Here is an 18,810-nt window from a genome sequence, read left to right on the forward strand (position 1 = left end):
AGTGGGGCCGCCGGTCAGTTCAAGGTTCGGCAAGCGCGGCGGAAGTGGAAGACGAGGCGGTCCGCGATCGTCTCGAGCCGACGGCTCGAACGACGGGCGAGCGCGCCTCGAGTCCGCGACTGTGGTCGACCGGTCGGCAGTCGGCGATAAGCGGCCGATCGCCGGGACCGGCGGATCTATGTGGATCGTCACCGGTGCTCTTCGTATGGAACGCGTTTCGATCGACGACTGCGAGCCGTCGGAAGCGGCCGACGGCGTCCACCTGGCGCTGCTGGCAGGCACCGACTCGATGAACGTCCAACACTTCGAGATCGAACCCGGCGCGACCGTCGACGAGCACAGCCACCCCCACGACCAGACGGGCTACATCGTGCAGGGCGAACTGACGTTTCTCACCGACGGCGAGGAGATCGTCTGTGGGTCCGGCGACTCCTACGCGATTCCGGGCGACCAGCCCCACGCGGCCGAGAACCGCGGCGACGAGACCGTCCGCGGCGTCGACATCTTCAGCCCGCCGCGGGAAAATCCGAGCTGGCAGGAGGACTGATTCGCTCGAGGGGGTACGCTTCGCGACCGCGAAGTCAGGCGATTACCACGGTGCTCGCCCGCCAGATCGCGTCGTCGAATCGCAACCGGAGGACGGCGCGCAGAGGTAGCCGACCCCCAGCGGTAGCTCCGCGAGCGGCGCGACGGTCTCCGCGAGCCGCCGCCGTCGGCTCTCGAGATCCTGTCCGAGCCCGATGCTACGATCAGATTGTTTCGCTGCCATTTGAGTGACGCACTCGAACCGAACGGCCATAGGAGTAACAGGCCGAGTCCGCTCACCGACTGTACTCTCTCCCCCGCCGATGATTCACTGCAGAATACCACGGAGTTATACAGTTGAAATCGCAAGGTGAGGCAATGGCAACCGAGTCGAAGTCATCGAACTCTCGGGGTATCGGACGCATCGGGGCATATCTCGGGCGATTGGGCCCGACGTGGCTCGCCGGCGCGATCGCGGCGGGACCGGCGACGATGGGCAGCCTGCTGGTCGCGGGGGCGAGTTTCGAGTACGCGCTGCTGTGGGTCGTCGTCCTCTCGGCGATCCTCGGCACCGTCGGCCAGTACCTCGCGATGCGGCTAGGGCTGCTCACCGAGGCGGGGATCGTCTCGGTCGCCGAGCGACACCTCGGCTCGTTCTGGGCGTGGGTGCTCGTGATCGACGCCGTGCTCGCCGCGGGGTTGGCCCAGATCGTGATCATGAAGACGCTCGCGTCGGTCAGCGCGACGATAGCCGCCGAGGCGGGCGTCGGCGTCGCCGCGCTGACCGATCCGCGCCTCTGGGGGATCGCGTGGGCCGTCCTCCTCGCGCTGGGGCTCGCGGGCGGCGGCTACCGCTTCGCAGAGGTCGGGGCCAAGGTGCTCGTCTCGATCGTCGTCGTCGCGTTCCTCGCGGCCGCATTCGTCGCGCCGATCGATCCCGCCGCGGCGGCGGGCGGCCTGGTCCCCGGGATTCCGGCCGGCGTCGACGGAGCCCTCGTCGCCGCGGGCATCCTCGGCGGCGCGGTCCACATCACGCTGCTGACGATGCAGAGCTACACGATGCGCGCCCGCGGCTGGACGGTCCGCGACGCGGACACCGCACTCGTCGACATCGCGAGTTCGATGCTCCTCGCGTTCGGCGCCTTCAGCCTCGCGGTCTTTCTCGTCGCGGCGAGCGTCCTTCCGTCGGCCGGCGTCGACCCCGCGACGATCGACGGCGTGGGCGCCGCGCAGACGCTGGGCCCGGTCGCCGGGGAGTACGCCACCTGGGTGTTCCTCGCCGGTCTCCTCGGGGCCGCGGTATCGACCCTCGGCGGGAACACGATCGTCCCGCCGTACCTACTCGCCGATAAACTCGGCTGGGAGCGCTCCACCGACGACGGCCGCTATCGGGCCGCGATCGCCGGCTTCGCGCTCGTCTCCGCCGTCGGCGCGTTCCTCGGCGGAACGTTCTTCCAGCTGCTCGTGCTCACGCTGGCGTTCGGGCTCGTCGGGACGCCCTTCGCCATCGCCGTGCTCCTCGTGCTCCTGAACGACCCCGACGTCGTCCCCGAAACGAACTCGCTGCCCGCCAACGTCGGCGGGATCGCCCTGTTCGCCGTCGCCGCCGTCCTCGCGGGCGAGTTCGTCCAGGGCGAACTCGAGACGATTACCGAACCGGCCTCGGCCTTCGTCGTCGTCTTCGCCGTCGCGATGGCGCTGGCGATCGTCGGCCTCGCCGGCAAATACGGTCGCGAGCGACTTGCGGCGTAGGACGGATTCCCGTTCGCGTTCCGCGGACCAATTTTCAAGCCGTTCGGGATCGACACTCAGCGCATGCCAGCGTTAGCAGACGACGTCATCGTCGTCACGGGCGCGAGCCGCGGCCTCGGCCGCGCGATGGTCGAACGCTTTTCCGACGAGGGCGCACGCGTCGTCCTCACCGCCCGCGACGAGGAACGGATGGACGAGATCGCTACCGACCTGCCCGGCGAGTCGCTCGTCGTCCCCGCGGACGTTCGGGACGCCGACGCCGTCGAGCGGGTCGTCGCCCGCACGATCGAGGAATTCGACCGCGTCGACACGCTGGTCAACAACGCCGGCGTCAGTTTGCTCGGGATGTACGACGGGCGAAACCGGCTCGAGGAGATCAGCGAAGAGGACTGGGACACCGTCCTCGAGGTCAACTTAAAGGGCGTCTTTCTCTTCACCCGCGCGGTCCTTCCGCACATGTACGAGCGGGAGAGCGGCAATATCGTCAACGTCTCCTCGGGACTCGGCCGCCATGCCATCGCCGGCGCGGGCCCCTACGTTAGTTCGAAGTGGGGCCTCGAGGGACTCACGCGGACGACGGCACTCGAGGCCGAGGATCGCGGCGTCAACGCCAACGCCGTCGATCCGGGCGGTCGGGTCGACACCGCTATCTGGGATCACCTGCCCGACGACGAGCGCGAGGAGATCCTCGATCCCGACGTGATGAACGACGCCGCCGTGCTCCTCGCGGCGCAGGGGCCCGACGGCGTCAGCGGCGAGTCGATGCCCGCCGAGGAGTGGGAGCAGCGGCTCGGCTAGCGCGTTCGAGTCTCACTTCCGTCGATTCTGTCGGCGGTCCCACAACTACTATATCGACGGTCGATTTCTTTCCGCGCGATGAGCCGGGAATTAGACGCGCTCGCTCGAGAGCTATCGATTCCGTACTACGAAGCCGCCCTCCCCGCACACGACAGTTTCCACGCCAACCGCGTCCGCGACATGGCGCTCCGATTGGCGAACGAGTGCGAGGAAACCGTCGACCGAGACGTGCTGTCGGCGGCCGCGTGGTTGCACGACATCGGACGCCCCGCGGAGCGAACGGGCGAGATCGACGATCACGACGAATGGGGTGCGGGCGAAGCGGCGAAGCTTCTCGCGGCCGAAGACGTGTCCGCCGGCCGAATCGCTGCGATCGAACACTGCATTCGGACACACAGTATTCGGTCCAGTTCTCCGGAGCCCGAGACGCTCGAGGCGACGTTGCTCTTCGACGCGGACAAGTTGGACGCGACCGGTGCGGTCGGAATCGTCCGGCTGGCCTGTATCGTCGGCGAGCGATCGGGCCGAACGGGCGAGAAACACGCGGTGATCGACGACCCATCGGTACAGCGGGCGGCGACGGCGGACGGCCCGGACGTCGCGCTCCTTCGCGAGTGGGCGAGAGAGCGCCTGGACGAGTTGTACACGGACCCTGCCCGTCGTCTCGGGGCGTCCCGATGGGAGTTCATGGAGTCGTTTTTCGCCCGCTTCGCCGACGAACTCGGGGTCGAGGGAGAGCGGTAACGGACTCGGGCGAGACGGTGGCTACTCCGACTCCCCGAGCAATTTCCGCATCTTGACGTGGGGAATCCCGGCCTCCTCGAACTCCTCGCCGTGGCGTTCGTAGCCCAGACTGCGGTAGAAGCCGGCCGCTCGCGTTTGCGAGTGCAGTTTCAGCGACTCGAGTCCCTCCTCCCGAGCCCGCACCTCGACGGCGTCCATCACCGCGCGGCCGACGCCGTCCTCCCGGTGGGACTCGAGCACGGCGACGCGCTCGACCTTGCCGACGCCGTCTTCGTACTCCCGCAGGCGGGCGGCGCCCACCGGCTCGTCGCCGTCGTAGGCGACGAAGTGGGTCGCGGTCTCGTCGTGTGCGTCATACTCGAGTTCCTCGTCGACGCCCTGTTCCTCGACGAAGACGGTCTGCCGGACCGCGAAGGCGTCCTCGCGCGCTCGCTCCGCGTCGGCGACGCGTACCTCGGTCATCGGCCGCGAGTACGCGCGGCCGCGACGAGAACGTTACGGCGGACGACTTCCGTTCCGGCCCGCGGCGCCGATTCAGTACCTGGTCTGGAACTGTCGCACCGCGTCGAAGAATTCCCGGCGCTTGCAATCGATATCCGGACCAACCCTCGATGGCGTCGTCCGCCGTCGAGGCGTCACTCCACCGATCGCTCGAGGACTGCCTCAATGTCGGCCGCGATCGCGCCGGACGCGTCCTCGGGGACGCGGTCGAGCCAGATGACGTCCGTCACGTCCTCGCCTGTGACCGTCGGCTCGTCGGCGATCGGCCGACCCGGAACCGACGCCGTCCGGACGAGCACGTCGTAGGTCGTCCGCTGTTGATCCGCGTCATCGTCCCGTTCGAACTCGACCCGCCGGACGCGCACCGGCTCGGCGATACCGGCGTCGACGCCGGTCAGCGACTCGAGAGAGCGGCGGGCGATGGTGTCCCAGTTGTCGTCCGGGCCGACCGGCGCACCGGGGAGCGTCCAGCCGCGGACGCCGTCGGCAACCAGCAGCACCTCGCCGGCATCGTTCGCGACGCCGAGGGTCAGGTGGTCTTCGAGGTCGCGGGCGGTCTCGAACTCGGTTCGGGTGAGCGTCTGCGTCTCGGTCTGCACGTCGACGTCGTCGCGCTCACAGAGGGATTCGGGCTCGAGGGTTGGACTCATGGGTAACACGCGTCGACACCGCCCCGAAAAGCTACTGATCCCGTTCGGAACGGTCGCTTCCGGTCCGCCCCGTTCCGATTGTCTCGTGTTCGTCCGAGCGACCCCCATTGACCGTTGTCAGCATAGTGAGTGGTAGGCCAGTGTGTCTTTACGGCAGCGCCGTTTCCGGACGTACGAAGCAATGAGCGCCGAGCCACACGCCGACGTCTCCGATCGCTCGACCGGCGAGTCGGAACGCGGATCGAGCGCGCCGTTTCGATTGGGGCCGCGCCAGTTCCGCTGGGCGTGGATCGTCGCGGGACTGTTCGTCCTCGCGTCGGCTGGCTGGCTGCGCTTTTCGATCGGCGGCACCCGGGGAACGCTCCTCTACTCGAACGTCGTCCTCACCGCCAGCGCGGCCGCGGCCGCCGTCGCACTGGGACTGCTGGCCCGCCGGAGCGAGCCGCCGGACGCGCTCGGCTGGGGGCTCGTCGCGGTCGGTACCGGCCTGTTCGCGGCCGGCGAGTTCGCGTGGATGTACTACGAACTATGGCTGGGCGGCGTTCCGTTCCCCGGTGTGCCGGACCTCTTCTATCTCAGCGACTACCTCTTCCTCGCGGCCGGATTGCTGGTGATCGCCGTGTCCCAGCACCGGCTGGGATCGCTCCTCCGGATCATCCTCGACGGGCTCCTCGTCGCGCTCGCCCTGCTCGCGATCAGTTGGCAGTTCGTGCTCGAGCCGATCCTGGCGAGCGGGGCCGCCGGCGGTGCGACGCTCTGGGTGTCCGCGGCGTACCCGTCGCTCGACATCGTCCTCGCCGCGGTCGCGTTCGTCGTCGCGGCCCACGCCCGCGGGCCGCGGCGCGTCCCGATCACGCTCCTCGCCGCGGGCAACGTCGTCTGGGCGTTCGGCGACAGCGCGTTCGCGTATCTGTCGATCACGGGCGGGTACGTCTACGGCGAGTTCGACGCGATCTGGCTCGCCGGCAATCTGATCGTCGCACTCGCCGCGCTCCATCCGTCGGCGGCGACGCCCCCGCTCGAGGGCGATCGACGACGGTACGCGTTCCGGGAGACGGTCGCCCCCTACGCGCCGTTCCTGCTCGCGATGGCCGTGACGGGCTACGCCGCCTCGACCGGCACTCTCGGTCCGGTCGAACTCGCGCTCGGCGCGCTCGTGTTGCTCGCGCTCGTCGCCCGGCAGACGTACGTCTTCTTCGACGCGGCGGCGCTCTCCCGGTGCCTCGAGCGCAACGAGGAGACGCTCTCCCGGCGCAACGAGGAGTTGCTGCTCCTGAACCGGATCGTTCGCCACGACATCCGCAACGACATGGCGGTCGTCCTCGGCTGGGGCGAGGAACTGAACGACCGCCTCGACGACGATGACGAGCGCGCGATGCTCGAGCGAATGCTGGATACGACGCAACATACGATCGAACTCACCGAGACGCTCCAGGCGTTCACCGAACTCTGGGATGACGACGGCGATCGGGCCACGAACCCGGTCTCGCTCGAGGCGATGCTCGCCGAGACGCTCGAGCGGCGGCGCGAGGCGTACGCCGACGTCGAGTTCGTCGTCGACGGATCGATTCCGGCGGTGACCGTCAGCGCCGGGCCGCTCCTGTCGACCGTGTTCAGAAACCTCCTGAACAACGCGGTCCAGCACAACGACGCGGCCGACCCACGCGTCGTCATCGCTGCCGACACCGGACCGGAGACGGCGACCGTCCGCATCGCCGATAACGGTCCGGGCGTTCCGGCCGACCGGCGCGACGCCGTCTTCGGCCGCGGCGAGATGGGCCTCGAGAGCGAGGGATCGGGCGTCGGACTCTACCTCGTCGACACGCTCGTCTCGCAGTACGGCGGCGACGTGTGGATCGAATCGAGCGAACTGGGTGGGGCCGCCGTCGTCGTCGAACTGCAGCGTTATCGGGAGTGATCCCGAGGGCGGGGAGACGACGGACTCGCTATCGGACTCGAGTCCGGTAGCGATCGACTCGTCGCTATCGAACGCCGTGATACAACGAAAGAAGCGGGCGAAACAGATTTCGAGAGCGTCTCAGAGCGTCAGAGCGCCGGATGTTCGGCGGGTTGGCCGTCTTACGACAGCCGTTCGATGTTCTCGCGGCTTCGCCGCGAGAGGACGAGAAGGTCTCTACGAGAGCTTCTCGATGGTGTCGACGATCTCGTCGGTGTACTCGCTGGTGCCGAGCTTCTCGGCGTCCTCGAGCTGGCGCTCTAAGTCGTAGGTGACCTTGCCCGAGGAGATGGTCTCCTCGACGGCGTCGCGGATCAGGTCGGCGGCGTCGTCCCAGCCGAGGTAGTCGAACATGAGACGGCCCGAGAGGATCATCGCGGTCGGGTTGGCCATGTCCTGGCCGGCGCGCTTGGGCGCGGAGCCGTGGACGGGTTCCGCGAGCATGCGGCCCTTGCCGAAGTTGCCACCCGGAGCGATCCCGAGGCCGCCGATCTGGGCGCCGGCGGCGTCGGAGAGGTAGTCGCCGTTGAGGTTGGGCATCGCGAGGATGTCGAACTCGTCGGTGCGCAGCTGCATCCACTGGAGCATTGCGTCGGCGAGGCGCTCCTCGACCATGACGGCGTCCTCCGGAATGTCGACCTCGTCCTGGGTCTCCCACAGCGAGTCGGGCGCGGCGAAGACTTCATCGTCGGGGTACTCCTCGTCGGCGACTTCCATGCCCCAGTCGCCGAACTGACCCTCGGTGAACTTCATGATGTTGCCCTTGTGGACGAGCGTGACCTTGTCGCGGTCGTGCTCTAAGGCGTAGTCGATGGCCTCGCGGACGAGTCGCTTCGAGCCCTTCTCGGTGATCGGCTTGAGGCCGATACCGATGGGGCCGTCGTGCATCGTCTCGTCGAAGCCCATCTCGTCCTCGACGAACTCGCGGACCTGCTCGACCTCGTCGGTGCCGGCCTCCCACTCGATGCCGGCGTAGACGTCCTCGGTGTTCTCCCGGAAGGTGACCATGTCCATCTCCTCGGGCGCCTTCATCGGCGACGGGACGCCGTCGAGGTAGTAGGTCGGGCGAACGTTGGCGTACAGATCCAGCGTCTGTCGCAGCGCGACGTTCAGCGAGCGGAAACCGGCGCCGACGGGGGTCGTCAGCGGGCCCTTGATCGCGACGCGGTGTTCCCGGATCGCGTCGACGGTCTCGTCGGGCAGGTTAACGTCCTCGCCGTACTCCTCCCGGGCGGACTCGCCGGCGTAGACGCGCATCCAGCTGATATCGCGGCCGGTCGCCTCGGCGGCGGCCTCGAGGACCTTCTGTGCGGCGGGGCCGACGTCTTTCCCGATTCCGTCGCCGTGGATGATCGGGATGATCGGGTTGTCGGGCACCTCGATCTCGTCCTCGGAACCCTCTTTCAGCGTGATCTTCTCCCCCGCGTCGGGGACCTCGATCTTGTCGTAGCTCATCTCGTCTGTACGGTTACTCGATGGGGGTAAAAGGCCTACCATTTCCATCGACGGCCGGCAAAAATTGAACGATTCCCGACAAGCCTGCACGAGATATCGGAGTCGAGAGGCTCTGAAACGCCGGTATGTTTCCGAATCTGGAAATTCGGCGTATATAAACATTCGTCTTATGACGGGTCTATGAGTGGACAAAACGCAACTTTGTCTCGACGGCAGGTGTGACGGGTATCGACGAATGTGGAACTCTCGAGACGTGGACACCGCGACGTAGCGCGCGTCACTCGCGGGCGGAAAATCGAGCCGTGAACGCCCTCGAGATCGACGGGTCCACCCGCCGGGTCGTTCGCCGCCGACTCGAGGGCGGTTCACGACGCTCGTCGACCGTCCGAGCCGACTCGCTCGGCAGTGGCGTCTCTCACGCCGGCGGCATCGACGCGAGCGATCGACAAAACGTCAGTGACTGTTTCTGACAACGCTCTAATGTTATCGATGATTTCCGCTCGAGACGATGGCCGAAACGGCTCGAGTCGACGACCGGCAATCGGTCGCCGGCCAGCGATCGGCGCCGGGAGTTCGACAATCGACGTCGAGTAGTTTTATCATCGTCGTTGCCGTGGTCGAACCTATGCTGGAAACACCACACTACGCGGCGCGACACTGCCCCCACTGTGCGACGACGCTGTCGAACGTGCAGGGCGTCGCCGCCTGTCCGGAGTGTCAGTGGATCGATAGCGACTGACGCTCAGCGACGGCGTCGGTCCGGCCGTCCCCGCCGCCCGGTCGCGTTCCCGAGCCCCGCCGCCGAGGCGGAACCTCTTTTTGTCGACCGGTACAACCCCGGTGCATGGCCGAATCCGAGGTGGACTTAGAGTCCGAGAAGTACGAGAAGCACCGCGAGGCGGGGGAAATCCTCGCGCAGGTGCGCGAAGAGGCAGCCGAGCGCGTCGAGGTCGGCACGAGCCACCTCAAGATCGCCGAGTTCGCCGAGGATCGCATTCGGGAACTCGGCGGCGAACCCGCCTTCCCGGTCAACATCTCGATCGACGAGGAGGCGGCCCACGCGACGCCCTCGATCGACGATGACACCACGTTCGGCGAGGAGATGGTTAACTTAGACATCGGCGTCCACGTCGACGGCTGGCTGGCCGACACCGCCATCACCGTCGACCTCTCGGGTAACCCGGAGCTCGCCGAGGCCTCCGAGCAGGCCCTCGAGGCCGCTCTGGACATCATCGAACCGGGCGTCGACACCGGCGATATCGGCGCCGAGATCGAGGACGTCATCGACGGCTACGGCTACAACCCCGTCGTCAACCTGACCGGGCACGGACTGGGCCACTGGGAGCAACACACCAGCCCGAACATACCCAACCGTGCGGTCTCGCAGGGGACGACCCTCGAGGTCGGCGACGTCGTCGCTATCGAACCGTTCGCGACCGACGGCGGCGGCAAGGTCAGCGAGGGCGCCAGCGAGGAAATTTTCGCCTTAGAGCGCGAGGGCTCGGTACGCAACCGGCAGGCCCGCGAAGCGCTGGAGCAGATCACCGAGGAGTTCCGCACGCTGCCCTTCGCGACGCGGTGGCTCGAGACCGACCGACCGGAGATGGCGCTGCGCCGTCTCAAGCGCAACGACATCGTCCACGGCTACCCCGTGTTGAAGGAGGACGACGGCTACCTCGTCAGCCAGAAGGAGCACACGATCATTATCACCGAGGACGGCTGCGAAGTCACGACGGCGTCGGACTGACCGTCACAGCCTCGACTCGAGCGGTTCGCTAACTCACTGACGAGCGGTCGCGTCGAAAAGAGGGATGTAGGGGGGTTCGCGGGAGACCGGCAACGAGGGCGGTTCGTAGCGCGGTCGTCAGTCGATCGTTCTCAGGCGTTGTTCATCCGCTGGCTCGAGCGGTTGCCACACCGCTGGCACTCGGCCACGCGGTAGGGTTCGCGCGAGAACTGCGCGTTCTCTTTCTTCAGGCTCTCGGTTCGGATCTGGACGGACACTTCGTGGAGTGTCTCGAGGTCGCAGTCGGGGCAGTGCTCGGTCATCCCGTTGAAGGAGTCGTCAGTCGTTGCCATTACCGGGACCTTTCCGTAGTACAAGCTTAAATCCCTGTTTCATTTCGAGAACTGAGTCGAAAAATCGCAAGACGGCGTTATGGTGCTGATAAAACGCTCCGAGAGCGTTCTATATCGTTTATCGACCTCTCTCGTACGGTCGTACTGTTCACCGATCCCTCTTGAAACCGACACGAAGTATTAGATTTGCAGATAATCCTGAATAATTGTCGGAGTGAAACTCTTTAGGCTCTCCCTCTCTTGTGTCAGGTATGGATCAGGTGTTTGCACCCTGGCGGATCGACTGGATCAAGCGCGACGAGGGAAACCCCGACGTCGAGGACTGCGTCTTCTGTGAACTGCCCGCCCTTGAAACTGACAGGGAGAACCTGATCGTCGCCCGGAGCGAGCACGCGTTCGTGATGTTCAATAATTACCCGTACAACCCGGGTCACGCGATGGTTATTCCTCACACTCATACCGGCGACTACACCGAACTCGACGGCGAGCAACTGCTCGACCACGCCCGCTTGAAACAGCGCACCTTCGATGCGCTCGAGGTCGGCCTCGAGCCGGATGGCTTCAACGCTGGCTTGAACTTAGGTGACGGGGCCGGCGGCTCCATCGACGACCACCTCCACACCCACGTCGTGCCCCGCTGGGAGGGCGACACCAACTTCATGCCCGTCATCAGCGACACCACGGTGATCGTCGAGGCGCTCGAGGAAACCTACGAGCGCGTTCGCGAGGCGTTCGCCGAGCAGGCGGGTGCCACCGCTCCCGACGAGGACAGCGCCGTCGTCTTCGAGTTCGAGTAGCGCCGTCCGGCTCGTTTTGCGACCCTCCGGTGCGACTGCCGGCCGAATCCTTGTGCGCGTCTCCGTCGAACGCCGAACGCGTGTACGTCCTGGCCCGACTCGAGGAACTGATCGCGGCGTATCTCTCCCTGCTGGACAACGTCGCGACCTTCCTGCTGACGTTCGCGCTGGTGTACGCGTTCGGTCGCGTCGTCGTCCGACCGCTCGTGAGCGCCGCGCTGGACTATCGAGACACGGAACGGACCCTCCAGCGGGGCCTCGAGCGCGTCGTGGCATTCGGCGTGATCACCGCGGCGATCGTGGTCGGTCTCTCGATCGCCGGTCTCAGCTTCGTCCTCGATCGCGCGGCGATCCTCGTCGCGGCGCTGACGGTCGCGCTCGGTTTCGCCGCGCAGAACGTCGTTGGCAACTTCGTCAGCGGCGCGTTCATCGTCACCGATCCGAGCTTCAACATCGGCGATTGGATCCGGTGGTCGGATCAGGAAGGGATCATCGAGGACATCAGCTTCCGGTCGACGCGGGTCCGAACGCTCGACAACGAGACCATCACGGTGCCGAATTCGGAACTGACCGCGAACGCGGTTACCAACGCCGTCCTCAACGACCGACTCCGGCTGACCTTCCCGATCGCGGTCAGTTACGACGACGATCTCGACGCCGTCACCCGGATTTTGACCGACGCGGCTGTCGACCACCCCGATATCCTCGCGGACCCGCAGCCAACCGCTCGAATTGCAGCCCTCGACGACGCGGTGCAGGTCGTCGCCTCGTTCTGGATCGCCGATCCCGACAGCAGTACCTACGCTCGCGTTCGCTCGGAGTACGCCCGCGAAATCGTCGATCGGCTCGAGCGCGAGGGGATCGATCTCGCCGCCGCGACCCCGCAGGCGCTCGAGCAGTCTGTCGCCGCGGGGCCGCGATCGGCGATTCACGCGAGGACGGACGATATCGGCAGCGGAACCGACGAGTAACGGCTCGCACGGCGGGCGGACCGGACACTTTTAGTGGTCGTTGTCGTGCGGTTCGGTAGCATGGAATACGAAGTGATCCACACCGACGACGTTCCGATGACGGATCTCTCCGAGAACGACGAGATCCCGCCTGACCTGCGGATCCGCGCGCTCGACGAGGTTCTGGGAACCGACCACGTCCACCTCAAACTCTGGTACTTCGACCCCGGCGAGGAAATTCGATACCACGCCCACGCCGAGCAGGAGGAGCTCTACTACGTCCTCGAGGGCGAGTTCTCGCTGAAACTCGGTCGCTCGGGCGAGGAGGAGTACGTCGAGGCCGGCCCGGGAACGTTCTGGATCGCCAAACCCGAAATCGGCCACGGCCACCGCAACGTCGGCGACGAGGAGGGCGTCGTGCTCGCTATCGGCGCCCCGGCCGTCGAGGATCCGGGGCTGGATCCCCACGGACTCGACGAGGGTGACGGATAACGGACCCTACGCCGCGCCAGTTCAGGCGTACGTCTGCTCGAGGTAGTCGACGATCCGCTCGGATTCGGCCATCGTGACGCCGTACTCGTCGTCGACGATGACCGGCACCTGCCGCTGGCCGGAGATCCGCTTGACCTCGTCGCGCTTGGAGTGCAGTCCCTCGACCCAGACGCTGTCGTAGTCGATATCGAGTTCGTCCAAGCGGTCGGCGACGAGTTCGCAGTACGGACAGCCCTCGAGTTGGTACAGCGTAACCATATCCGTGTATTCGGCGCGGATCGCCAAAAGGGTGGGTGGCGCTCGCTTGCGGTCGCCCCAGGGCCGCTCGTCGTCGCCGTTCTGCCGGGGCACGGGGACTTTTGTCGCTGCCCGAAGCAGTCCGGGTATGCCACCGACCGAGGGTGACGAACTCCCCGACTTCGAGGCACTGCTGTGCGACGGCGAGACGTTCCGTTCGACGGCGCTGTCCGCGGCGCTCGGCGAGCGCGGCGGCGTCGTGATCTGTACCGGGTTCGCGTTCAGCGCGATCGCGCAGAACTGGTGGAAACAGTTCGTCCGGGCCGGTTGGGGAGCGTTCGAGGACGTCGCGGTGCTGGGCGTGAGTCGAGACGGTCCGTACGCGCAAAACGAGTTCTTACGCTGGCTGGACGAGCCCGCGTTTCGCTTCTTCGCGGACGTCAACGGTGAGGTGAGCGAGTCGCTCGATCTGCTGGCCGACCGCGATCACATGGCGAACGTCTCGACCCCGTGGCGCTCGGCGTTCGTCGCTGACGCCGACCGCGAGGTACGGTATGCGTTCGTCGCCGACGACTGGATCTCGCCGCTGCCGCTCGAGGAGATCGAAGACGCAGTCGCGACTCTATGAGATCGGCGGTCGTCGGTTCCGGTCACCGAGTCAGCGCTTCGGGCTCGCAGTACAGCGTCGTCCCGTTTTTCGCACACTCGATGCGCAGTGGATCGCCGTACGTGACCGACACGTGCTCGAGCGCCCGAACGTAGTGGGCGGGAACGTCGCCCCCGGTCTGGCCCTCGAGCTCCGTGAGCAGCCCGGCGTCGCACAGCGCTTCGACCTTCCGGTAGGTCGTCGACAGCGGGAGGTCGAGCGCCTCGGAGACCTCCCGCACCGGCGCCGGCTCGTCGAGGTACCGGTAGATCGCCCGCGCGTCGTCGTCGGTGAGCAACTCGACGATCCGGCGCGGGGTACAACCGAGCGGTCCGTCCCGCTCGGCGCGGGCGCACGCGGTCGTCTCGGTGGTTGTGTCGCTCATATCCGGTCGTTCGATCGCCCGGCTCTTCAGACGGGTGTCCGATTCTCGACGACTGGGAGTCGGATCGCGCTCCGTCCCCTCGAGCGGCTCGTAATCGACGGATCGACGCCCGCGTCGCCTCAGACCGGCTCGCCGAACGCGTACATCGTCTCGTGGGCCGCCACCTCGAGGTCGACGAAGTCGCCGGGTTCTATGCCGTACTCGCTCGCGTTTTGCACGATGACCTGTCGGTACGCGGAGTCGCGACACTTCACGGAGTCGGCGGTCCCCTCCTCGACGACGAGACAGTCCTCGCGGACCTCGCCGACCATGTCGGCGTAGGCCTCGCGGACGATCTCGCGCTTGACCTCGCTCATCTCCTTCGAGCGCTCCTTCTTGACCGTGCCGCCCAGCCCCTTCATCTCGGCGGCGTCCGTCCCGGGGCGCTTCGAGAAGCGGGTGACGTTGATCTTTTCGGGCCGGGTCTCGCGCAGCAGCGCCATCGACTGGGCGTGATCGCGGTCGGTCTCGGTGGGGAAGCCGACGATGAAGTCCGTCGAGAGCGTCCAGTAGTCCAGGGCGTCGTCGAAGGTCTCGACGACCTCGACGTACTCGTCGACCTGGTGCTGGCGGCGCATGTCCCCGAGCACGTCGTTCGAACCGGACTGGACGGGCGCGTGCAGGAAGTCGTAGAGCTCCTCGTTTTCGGCGAAAACCGCGGCGAGTTCCTCGCGGATGCCGTGGACGCCCTTCGGGTTGGCCATCCCGACGCGCACCCGGAAGTCGCCCTCGATCGCACAGATCTCGGAGAGCAGTCGGTGGAGCTTCCGCTCGCCCTCGTCCCAGCCGTAGACGCCGGTGTCCTGCCCCGTGATCCGGATCTCCTTGGCGCCGGCGTGGATCAGCGCGCGGGCTTTCTCGACGTTTTCCTCGATCGGGGGCGAGTCGATCTTACCCGTCGCTTGCTTCGTGATGCAGTACGAACAGTCGGACATGCAGCCGCGGGCGATGGGGAGGATGCCGACGACCCCGTCTAAGATCGGTTCGGCGTCGGGCGTCGTCGTCGGACACTCGCCGTTGGTGACCGCCTCCGGGACCTCGTCCCAGTGGAGCACCTGTCCGTCGACGTCGGCCGCGCGGAACTCCTCACCCTGTGCGAGGGCCATACAGCCGGTGATGAAGAGGTCCGCGGTCTCCTCCGAGAGCTCTTCGGCCCGCCGGAGCATGTTCCGCTCGGTCTTCTCGACGACGGTGCAGGTGTTGAGGATGGCGACGTCGGCTTCGTCCGGTCCGTCGACCCGGTAGTGGCCCGCATCGCGGAGCCGGCGCTCGATCTCGCGGCTTTCCCCGCGGTTGGACGTACAGCCGTAGGTTTCGATGTGGTACCGGGCCATTCGCTTGCACGTGTTTCGGGCCCGGGACGGCAAAAGCGCGACGAATCCGGCCCGTCCCGTTCGTGACATTCCCTCTCGAGGTCCAGTCACGAACGGCGTCCACCGATAGCGCGCGGCGAATCGTGCGGGTTACGAGGAGTGAGTCACCTGCCGGTTATCGCCCGTCAGCGGCGCAGACTGTCGATCGCGAGTTCGACGTACTCGGTGAACGAGACGGTGGGCGTCCCGGGCAGGTAGACCGGGAGGTCGGGGTCCTCGAGTCGGACGTTCGTAATCGGATCTCTGGGTTCGGTTGCGTCCATGTCTCCGTTTCGAGCCGGAGGGGTTTAACGAATTCGAAAATATTGTTTCCGAATCCGTGCATAACGATCGTTATTGAGCAACCATCGCACGGTAGCGAGCGCCACGGGGGTTCTCAGGGCTCGTCCTCGGCGAGCGCCTCGAGGGCCTCTCGGCCGACGTGAATCGTCCGTCGGCCGGTCGACTCCGCCGTGATGAGGACGCCGGCCGAGAAGTCGGGTTCACCGCTGTCGTCGTAGAGTTCGTCGGGGGTCGTTCCGATCCGGACCGACTCGCGGATCGCGAACATCGCCTCCCGGACGGCGTCGCTGCGATCGTCCGCGCTGGCGACGTCCAGAGACTCGAACTCCTCGTCGCGGGTCGCGAGTCGCTCGCGGACGCGGTCGACGTGGTCGGCGGGAGCCGCGGAATCGTAGATGTAGGTCCGGACGCGCATGGTCGCGGTACGGATCGAACGGTCTTGAACGCTGGTACCGAGCAGCCTCGAACGGTGGCGAACGCCGAGGTCGCCCAATGGGGATCGGAACCCGATCGAACGGGCCGACTCAGCCGCCGAACTTCTCTCTCTCGAGGCGGTCGTAATTGTCGTGGAAGACGGTCAGCGTCGCCCGGAGCGCGCCGAGGATGACCGGTCCGAAGAACAGCCCCATGAAGCCGAAGGCGTAGGCGCCGCCGAGGACGCCGACGATGATGACCGCGGGGTTCAGTTCGGCGTAGCGGTCGACGACGAGCGGCCGCAGGTAGTCGTCCGAGAGGCCGACGATGACGGTGCTGTAGACGAACAGTCCCACGGCAAACAGCGGTTCGCCGGTCGCCAGCAGGAAGACGACGGCGGGCCCCCAGACGAGGAAGGTGCCGATGATCGGAATCAGCGCGAGAACGACCATGATGACGGTCCAGAACGCGGCGTTCGGGATTCCGGTGACGATCAGCCCGATCCCCGCGAGCAGTCCCTGAACGAGGGCGATGAGGACGTGGCCGATGAGGACGGCATGCATGACCTCGTCGAGTTCGGTGTAGAGGTCGTCCTGGACGTCGTCCGGTAGCGGCGTCCGCTTGCGAATCCAGCCGATGAGTTTGTCGCCGTCCTTGAGCAGGTAGTAGAGCATGAACAGCGCCAGCCCGAAGCCGATCAGCGCGTGGGTGAACGCGCTCAGCCACGCGGTCGACTGCTCGAGGACCAGCTGCCCGCCCTGTCGAGCCGCGTCCGTCAGCGACGACATCAGATCGACGCTCATCCCCGTCTGCTCCTGGATGAGCGATTCGACTTCCGTGACGCTGACCGAGTCGGCGTCGAGGTTTTCCACGATCCTCGTGGCGTCCTGGATGACGACGGTGAGGATGATCGCGAGCGGAATCACGAAGCCGGTGATCGTCAATAAGACGAGCGCCATCGCGGCGATCATCGACGACGTCCGCCGCTCGAGGCGACGCTGGACCGGGCGGAGAACGTACGCGAGGAGTACGGCGATGAGGGCGTACTGGAGGAACGGCGCGATGAGCAGCCACGAGAGGAAGGCCAAAACCGCGACGAGTGCCAGGAGAAACCCCTTGCTGATGTTCACACGAATAGTTTTCGCGAACGCCGAAATAAAGGTGGGGGCAAATCACTGACACGCGCGACGGAAAATAACCGGCACGCGCGACGGATTCGGCCGTTCGCGCGAGGGAAGCGAACCGACCTATTCGCGCCGCGGACAGTCGCGCTCGCTCGCACACGGCTTCAAGGTGCTGGTTCACTTACGTCGGAGGGAATGTCGACCCAGCTCGATCCCCTCTCCCTCTCGGCCGATCTGCTCTACGCGGTCAAGACCGAGGGCGATACCGACTGGTTGCGAGACCACCTCGCGACGCTCGAGCGATCGCGGCTCGACCGGGCCCTCGAGCGCCGGACCGCGAAACTGGCCTTCTGGCTCAACTGTTACAACGCCTACACCCAGTTGCTCCTCGAGGACGGCTCCGAACTCGACGGCGAGGCGGGCCGCCTCGAGCGCTGGAAGTTCGTCTCCCGGGATCGGATCCCGATCAGCGGCGTTCGCCTCAGCCTCGCCGACATCGAACACGGCATGCTGCGGCGGTCGAAACACCCCTGGGGGTTCGGCTACGTCCCTCGGCCCCTTCCCTCGTCGTTCGAACGGCGGTATCGCCTCCCCGAGTGCGATCCGCGGATCCACTTCGCCATCAGCCACTGCGCCGATCCCTCGCCGCCGATCACGACCTACTCGCCGCCCGACGTGGACACGGAACTGGACGTCGCCGTCGAGTGGTTCATAGAGGAGACGGTCACGTACGACGCCGACGCTGGTGTCGCCACCGTTCCCCGGCTCTTTCATCGGTACCGGGGCGATTTCGGCGGGAAACGCGGCGTCATCTCGTTTCTCCGGACGTACGACGCGATCCCGTCGGGACACAGACCGTCGCTCGAGTACGAATCGATGACCCGGACGCCGGACGTCGATTTCGACGCCGACATAGCGGAGTTCCATCCGTAGCCGCGACGCGACGATCGGTCGAACTCAGTCCTCCCGATTCTCGATACTCGCGGTCGGTGCCGACCGCATGACGCTTCGGGCTGCCCGCTTCGCATTCGACCGCGAGGTGTACCCTTCGCCGCTGTCGGCGATGATGTTTCCGTTCCAGTGGACGAGCCGCCAGCGCCACTCGCCGCCGCGGTCCTCGTAAACTTCGAACCGACTGGTTCGGCCCCCTTCCGTCGTCGATTCGTCCGCCTTCGGACCGCCGGGAACCGCTTCCGGCGGCATCGTCGCGGTCTCGGAATCGGTTTCGGGGTCTCCCGTGGCCGCGGTTCCGCTTCCAGTTCCGGTTTCGGCCGCTGATTCGGCCTCGGCGCCTACGACGCCGGGCGTCCCGCGCTCGCTGTCTCCGAGTCGTATCGTCGACCCGCCCGGATCGTCCCACTCGAGTTCGAGTTCCAGTTCGGCGACGGGCGGCTCGTCGTCCTCGCGTTCGGCCTCGAACTCGGCGACGACCCGCTCCGGAATCGACACCGTTGCGGTCCGCTCGCCGTCGTCGATTTTCAGGGGCCGGTCGCCGGCCAGCGCGTCCCCGAACTCCCGGAAGACGGCGGCGAGTTCCTCGCGGTCGTACGCGCGCTCGAGTTCGAACTCGACTTCGGTCGGTGAGTCGTCCATACCTCCCGTACGTCGCC

At 66.4% G+C, this 18,810-nt stretch carries 23 protein-coding genes; 11 read left to right on the forward strand and 12 right to left on the reverse strand.

The features are described 5' to 3' along the window. Positions 1-205: 205 nt before the first annotated feature. On the forward strand, positions 206-547 hold the full coding sequence (locus tag HTUR_RS02715) for a cupin domain-containing protein (RefSeq protein ID WP_012941759.1): 342 nt from the start codon (positions 206-208) through the stop codon (positions 545-547). A 42-nt stretch (positions 548-589) separates the two neighbouring features. Here the strand turns inward: HTUR_RS02715 and HTUR_RS26630 are convergent, their stop codons facing one another. Beyond that, entirely contained in the window at positions 590-769 is a 180-nt protein-coding gene (locus HTUR_RS26630; protein WP_148225317.1) for a hypothetical protein, read from the reverse strand. Positions 770-903: 134 nt separating this feature from the next. On the opposite strand from HTUR_RS26630, the gene HTUR_RS02720 reads away from it, so the two are divergent. From HTUR_RS02720 to HTUR_RS02730, 3 genes are all read left to right on the forward strand, one after another. After that, entirely contained in the window at positions 904-2,277 is a 1,374-nt protein-coding gene (locus HTUR_RS02720; RefSeq protein ID WP_012941760.1) for an NRAMP family divalent metal transporter, read from the forward strand. Positions 2,278-2,340: 63 nt separating this feature from the next. Beyond that, positions 2,341-3,075, forward strand: a complete 735-nt coding sequence (locus HTUR_RS02725) for an SDR family oxidoreductase (RefSeq protein ID WP_012941761.1) — start codon at positions 2,341-2,343, stop codon at positions 3,073-3,075. Between the two features lie 78 nt (positions 3,076-3,153). After that, a complete protein-coding gene (locus HTUR_RS02730; RefSeq protein WP_012941762.1) occupies positions 3,154-3,819 on the forward strand; it encodes an HD domain-containing protein in 666 nt (221 codons plus the stop codon). A gap of 21 nt (positions 3,820-3,840) precedes the next feature. Here the strand turns inward: HTUR_RS02730 and HTUR_RS02735 are convergent, their stop codons facing one another. Together HTUR_RS02735 and HTUR_RS02740 are read right to left on the reverse strand one after the other, a co-directional pair. Further along, complete coding sequence (locus tag HTUR_RS02735) at positions 3,841-4,281, reverse strand: GNAT family N-acetyltransferase (protein WP_012941763.1); 441 nt, start codon at positions 4,279-4,281, stop codon at positions 3,841-3,843. 173 nt (positions 4,282-4,454) lie between these two features. Next, positions 4,455-4,970 (reverse strand): hypothetical protein, encoded by a 516-nt coding sequence (locus HTUR_RS02740; RefSeq protein ID WP_012941764.1) that lies wholly within the window; start codon positions 4,968-4,970, stop codon positions 4,455-4,457. Between the two features lie 181 nt (positions 4,971-5,151). On the opposite strand from HTUR_RS02740, the gene HTUR_RS02745 reads away from it, so the two are divergent. Continuing rightward, positions 5,152-6,888, forward strand: coding sequence for a sensor histidine kinase (locus HTUR_RS02745; RefSeq protein ID WP_012941765.1), 1,737 nt, complete (start codon positions 5,152-5,154; stop codon positions 6,886-6,888). 216 nt (positions 6,889-7,104) lie between these two features. Here the strand turns inward: HTUR_RS02745 and icd are convergent, their stop codons facing one another. After that, positions 7,105-8,382, reverse strand: a complete 1,278-nt coding sequence (icd, locus tag HTUR_RS02750; RefSeq protein ID WP_012941766.1) for an isocitrate dehydrogenase (NADP(+)) — start codon at positions 8,380-8,382, stop codon at positions 7,105-7,107. Positions 8,383-9,226: 844 nt separating this feature from the next. On the opposite strand from icd, the gene map reads away from it, so the two are divergent. Next, positions 9,227-10,129 (forward strand): type II methionyl aminopeptidase, encoded by a 903-nt coding sequence (map, locus tag HTUR_RS02760; RefSeq protein WP_012941768.1) that lies wholly within the window; start codon positions 9,227-9,229, stop codon positions 10,127-10,129. Positions 10,130-10,260: 131 nt separating this feature from the next. Here map and HTUR_RS02765 read toward each other — a convergent pair whose 3' ends face one another. Beyond that, positions 10,261-10,461 (reverse strand): DUF7835 family putative zinc beta-ribbon protein, encoded by a 201-nt coding sequence (locus tag HTUR_RS02765; protein ID WP_012941769.1) that lies wholly within the window; start codon positions 10,459-10,461, stop codon positions 10,261-10,263. Positions 10,462-10,712: 251 nt separating this feature from the next. Between HTUR_RS02765 and HTUR_RS02770 the strand changes: the two genes are divergently transcribed. The 3 genes from HTUR_RS02770 to HTUR_RS02780 all read left to right on the forward strand — a co-directional run bounded on the left by HTUR_RS02770 (position 10,713) and on the right by HTUR_RS02780 (position 12,700). After that, the gene (locus tag HTUR_RS02770) at positions 10,713-11,258 is read left to right on the forward strand and encodes an HIT family protein (RefSeq protein ID WP_012941770.1); all 546 of its coding nucleotides are present in this window, start codon (positions 10,713-10,715) and stop codon (positions 11,256-11,258) included. An 80-nt stretch (positions 11,259-11,338) separates the two neighbouring features. After that, positions 11,339-12,229 carry a mechanosensitive ion channel family protein gene (locus HTUR_RS02775; RefSeq protein WP_012941771.1) on the forward strand — a complete coding sequence of 297 codons (891 nt, stop codon included), beginning with the start codon at positions 11,339-11,341 and terminating at the stop codon, positions 12,227-12,229. Positions 12,230-12,289: 60 nt separating this feature from the next. Further along, positions 12,290-12,700, forward strand: a complete 411-nt coding sequence (locus HTUR_RS02780; protein WP_012941772.1) for a cupin domain-containing protein — start codon at positions 12,290-12,292, stop codon at positions 12,698-12,700. A 21-nt stretch (positions 12,701-12,721) separates the two neighbouring features. On the opposite strand, the gene HTUR_RS02785 is transcribed toward HTUR_RS02780, so the two are convergent. Continuing rightward, complete coding sequence (locus HTUR_RS02785) at positions 12,722-12,958, reverse strand: glutathione S-transferase N-terminal domain-containing protein (RefSeq protein WP_012941773.1); 237 nt, start codon at positions 12,956-12,958, stop codon at positions 12,722-12,724. A 127-nt stretch (positions 12,959-13,085) separates the two neighbouring features. On the opposite strand from HTUR_RS02785, the gene HTUR_RS02790 reads away from it, so the two are divergent. Continuing rightward, positions 13,086-13,565 (forward strand): redoxin domain-containing protein, encoded by a 480-nt coding sequence (locus HTUR_RS02790; protein ID WP_012941774.1) that lies wholly within the window; start codon positions 13,086-13,088, stop codon positions 13,563-13,565. Positions 13,566-13,587: 22 nt separating this feature from the next. Here the strand turns inward: HTUR_RS02790 and HTUR_RS02795 are convergent, their stop codons facing one another. The 5 genes from HTUR_RS02795 to HTUR_RS02810 form a co-directional block, all read right to left on the reverse strand. Then, positions 13,588-13,968, reverse strand: a complete 381-nt coding sequence (locus HTUR_RS02795) for a winged helix-turn-helix domain-containing protein (protein ID WP_012941775.1) — start codon at positions 13,966-13,968, stop codon at positions 13,588-13,590. Between the two features lie 119 nt (positions 13,969-14,087). Continuing rightward, positions 14,088-15,341, reverse strand: coding sequence for a tRNA (N(6)-L-threonylcarbamoyladenosine(37)-C(2))-methylthiotransferase (locus HTUR_RS02800; protein WP_012941776.1), 1,254 nt, complete (start codon positions 15,339-15,341; stop codon positions 14,088-14,090). Positions 15,342-15,505: 164 nt separating this feature from the next. Then, positions 15,506-15,643: a hypothetical protein gene (locus HTUR_RS27195; protein ID WP_012941777.1), complete on the reverse strand. Its 138-nt coding sequence runs from the start codon at positions 15,641-15,643 to the stop codon at positions 15,506-15,508. 113 nt (positions 15,644-15,756) lie between these two features. Further along, positions 15,757-16,077, reverse strand: coding sequence for a hypothetical protein (locus HTUR_RS02805; protein ID WP_012941778.1), 321 nt, complete (start codon positions 16,075-16,077; stop codon positions 15,757-15,759). A 109-nt stretch (positions 16,078-16,186) separates the two neighbouring features. Then, positions 16,187-17,206, reverse strand: a complete 1,020-nt coding sequence (locus HTUR_RS02810; protein WP_012941779.1) for an AI-2E family transporter — start codon at positions 17,204-17,206, stop codon at positions 16,187-16,189. A 189-nt stretch (positions 17,207-17,395) separates the two neighbouring features. Between HTUR_RS02810 and HTUR_RS02815 the strand changes: the two genes are divergently transcribed. Further along, positions 17,396-18,133, forward strand: a complete 738-nt coding sequence (locus tag HTUR_RS02815; protein ID WP_012941780.1) for a DUF547 domain-containing protein — start codon at positions 17,396-17,398, stop codon at positions 18,131-18,133. 24 nt (positions 18,134-18,157) lie between these two features. Here HTUR_RS02815 and HTUR_RS02820 read toward each other — a convergent pair whose 3' ends face one another. Then, a complete protein-coding gene (locus HTUR_RS02820; protein ID WP_012941781.1) occupies positions 18,158-18,793 on the reverse strand; it encodes an amphi-Trp domain-containing protein in 636 nt (211 codons plus the stop codon). Between the last annotated feature and the right edge of the window lie 17 nt (positions 18,794-18,810).

The organism is Haloterrigena turkmenica DSM 5511 (genome assembly GCF_000025325.1).
GTDB lineage: Archaea > Halobacteriota > Halobacteria > Halobacteriales > Natrialbaceae > Haloterrigena > Haloterrigena turkmenica.

Excerpts from the sequence above, each read along its gene's own strand:
- HTUR_RS02805 (WP_012941778.1), bottom strand. The coding sequence starts at position 16,077 with ATGCGCGTCCGGACCTACATCTACGATTCCGCGGCTCCCGCCGACCAC.
- HTUR_RS02730 (WP_012941762.1), top strand. The coding sequence starts at position 3,154 with ATGAGCCGGGAATTAGACGCGCTCGCTCGAGAGCTATCGATTCCGTAC.
- HTUR_RS02795 (WP_012941775.1), bottom strand. The coding sequence starts at position 13,968 with ATGAGCGACACAACCACCGAGACGACCGCGTGCGCCCGCGCCGAGCGG.
- HTUR_RS02720 (WP_012941760.1), top strand. The coding sequence starts at position 904 with ATGGCAACCGAGTCGAAGTCATCGAACTCTCGGGGTATCGGACGCATC.
- HTUR_RS27195 (WP_012941777.1), bottom strand. The coding sequence starts at position 15,643 with ATGGACGCAACCGAACCCAGAGATCCGATTACGAACGTCCGACTCGAG.
- HTUR_RS02745 (WP_012941765.1), top strand. The coding sequence starts at position 5,152 with ATGAGCGCCGAGCCACACGCCGACGTCTCCGATCGCTCGACCGGCGAG.
- HTUR_RS26630 (WP_148225317.1), bottom strand. The coding sequence starts at position 769 with ATGGCAGCGAAACAATCTGATCGTAGCATCGGGCTCGGACAGGATCTC.
- HTUR_RS02735 (WP_012941763.1), bottom strand. The coding sequence starts at position 4,281 with ATGACCGAGGTACGCGTCGCCGACGCGGAGCGAGCGCGCGAGGACGCC.
- HTUR_RS02765 (WP_012941769.1), bottom strand. The coding sequence starts at position 10,461 with ATGGCAACGACTGACGACTCCTTCAACGGGATGACCGAGCACTGCCCC.
- HTUR_RS02785 (WP_012941773.1), bottom strand. The coding sequence starts at position 12,958 with ATGGTTACGCTGTACCAACTCGAGGGCTGTCCGTACTGCGAACTCGTC.
- HTUR_RS02815 (WP_012941780.1), top strand. The coding sequence starts at position 17,396 with ATGTCGACCCAGCTCGATCCCCTCTCCCTCTCGGCCGATCTGCTCTAC.
- HTUR_RS02780 (WP_012941772.1), top strand. The coding sequence starts at position 12,290 with ATGGAATACGAAGTGATCCACACCGACGACGTTCCGATGACGGATCTC.
- map (WP_012941768.1), top strand. The coding sequence starts at position 9,227 with ATGGCCGAATCCGAGGTGGACTTAGAGTCCGAGAAGTACGAGAAGCAC.
- icd (WP_012941766.1), bottom strand. The coding sequence starts at position 8,382 with ATGAGCTACGACAAGATCGAGGTCCCCGACGCGGGGGAGAAGATCACG.
- HTUR_RS02715 (WP_012941759.1), top strand. The coding sequence starts at position 206 with ATGGAACGCGTTTCGATCGACGACTGCGAGCCGTCGGAAGCGGCCGAC.
- HTUR_RS02740 (WP_012941764.1), bottom strand. The coding sequence starts at position 4,970 with ATGAGTCCAACCCTCGAGCCCGAATCCCTCTGTGAGCGCGACGACGTC.
- HTUR_RS02770 (WP_012941770.1), top strand. The coding sequence starts at position 10,713 with ATGGATCAGGTGTTTGCACCCTGGCGGATCGACTGGATCAAGCGCGAC.
- HTUR_RS02820 (WP_012941781.1), bottom strand. The coding sequence starts at position 18,793 with ATGGACGACTCACCGACCGAAGTCGAGTTCGAACTCGAGCGCGCGTAC.
- HTUR_RS02800 (WP_012941776.1), bottom strand. The coding sequence starts at position 15,341 with ATGGCCCGGTACCACATCGAAACCTACGGCTGTACGTCCAACCGCGGG.
- HTUR_RS02725 (WP_012941761.1), top strand. The coding sequence starts at position 2,341 with ATGCCAGCGTTAGCAGACGACGTCATCGTCGTCACGGGCGCGAGCCGC.
- HTUR_RS02790 (WP_012941774.1), top strand. The coding sequence starts at position 13,086 with ATGCCACCGACCGAGGGTGACGAACTCCCCGACTTCGAGGCACTGCTG.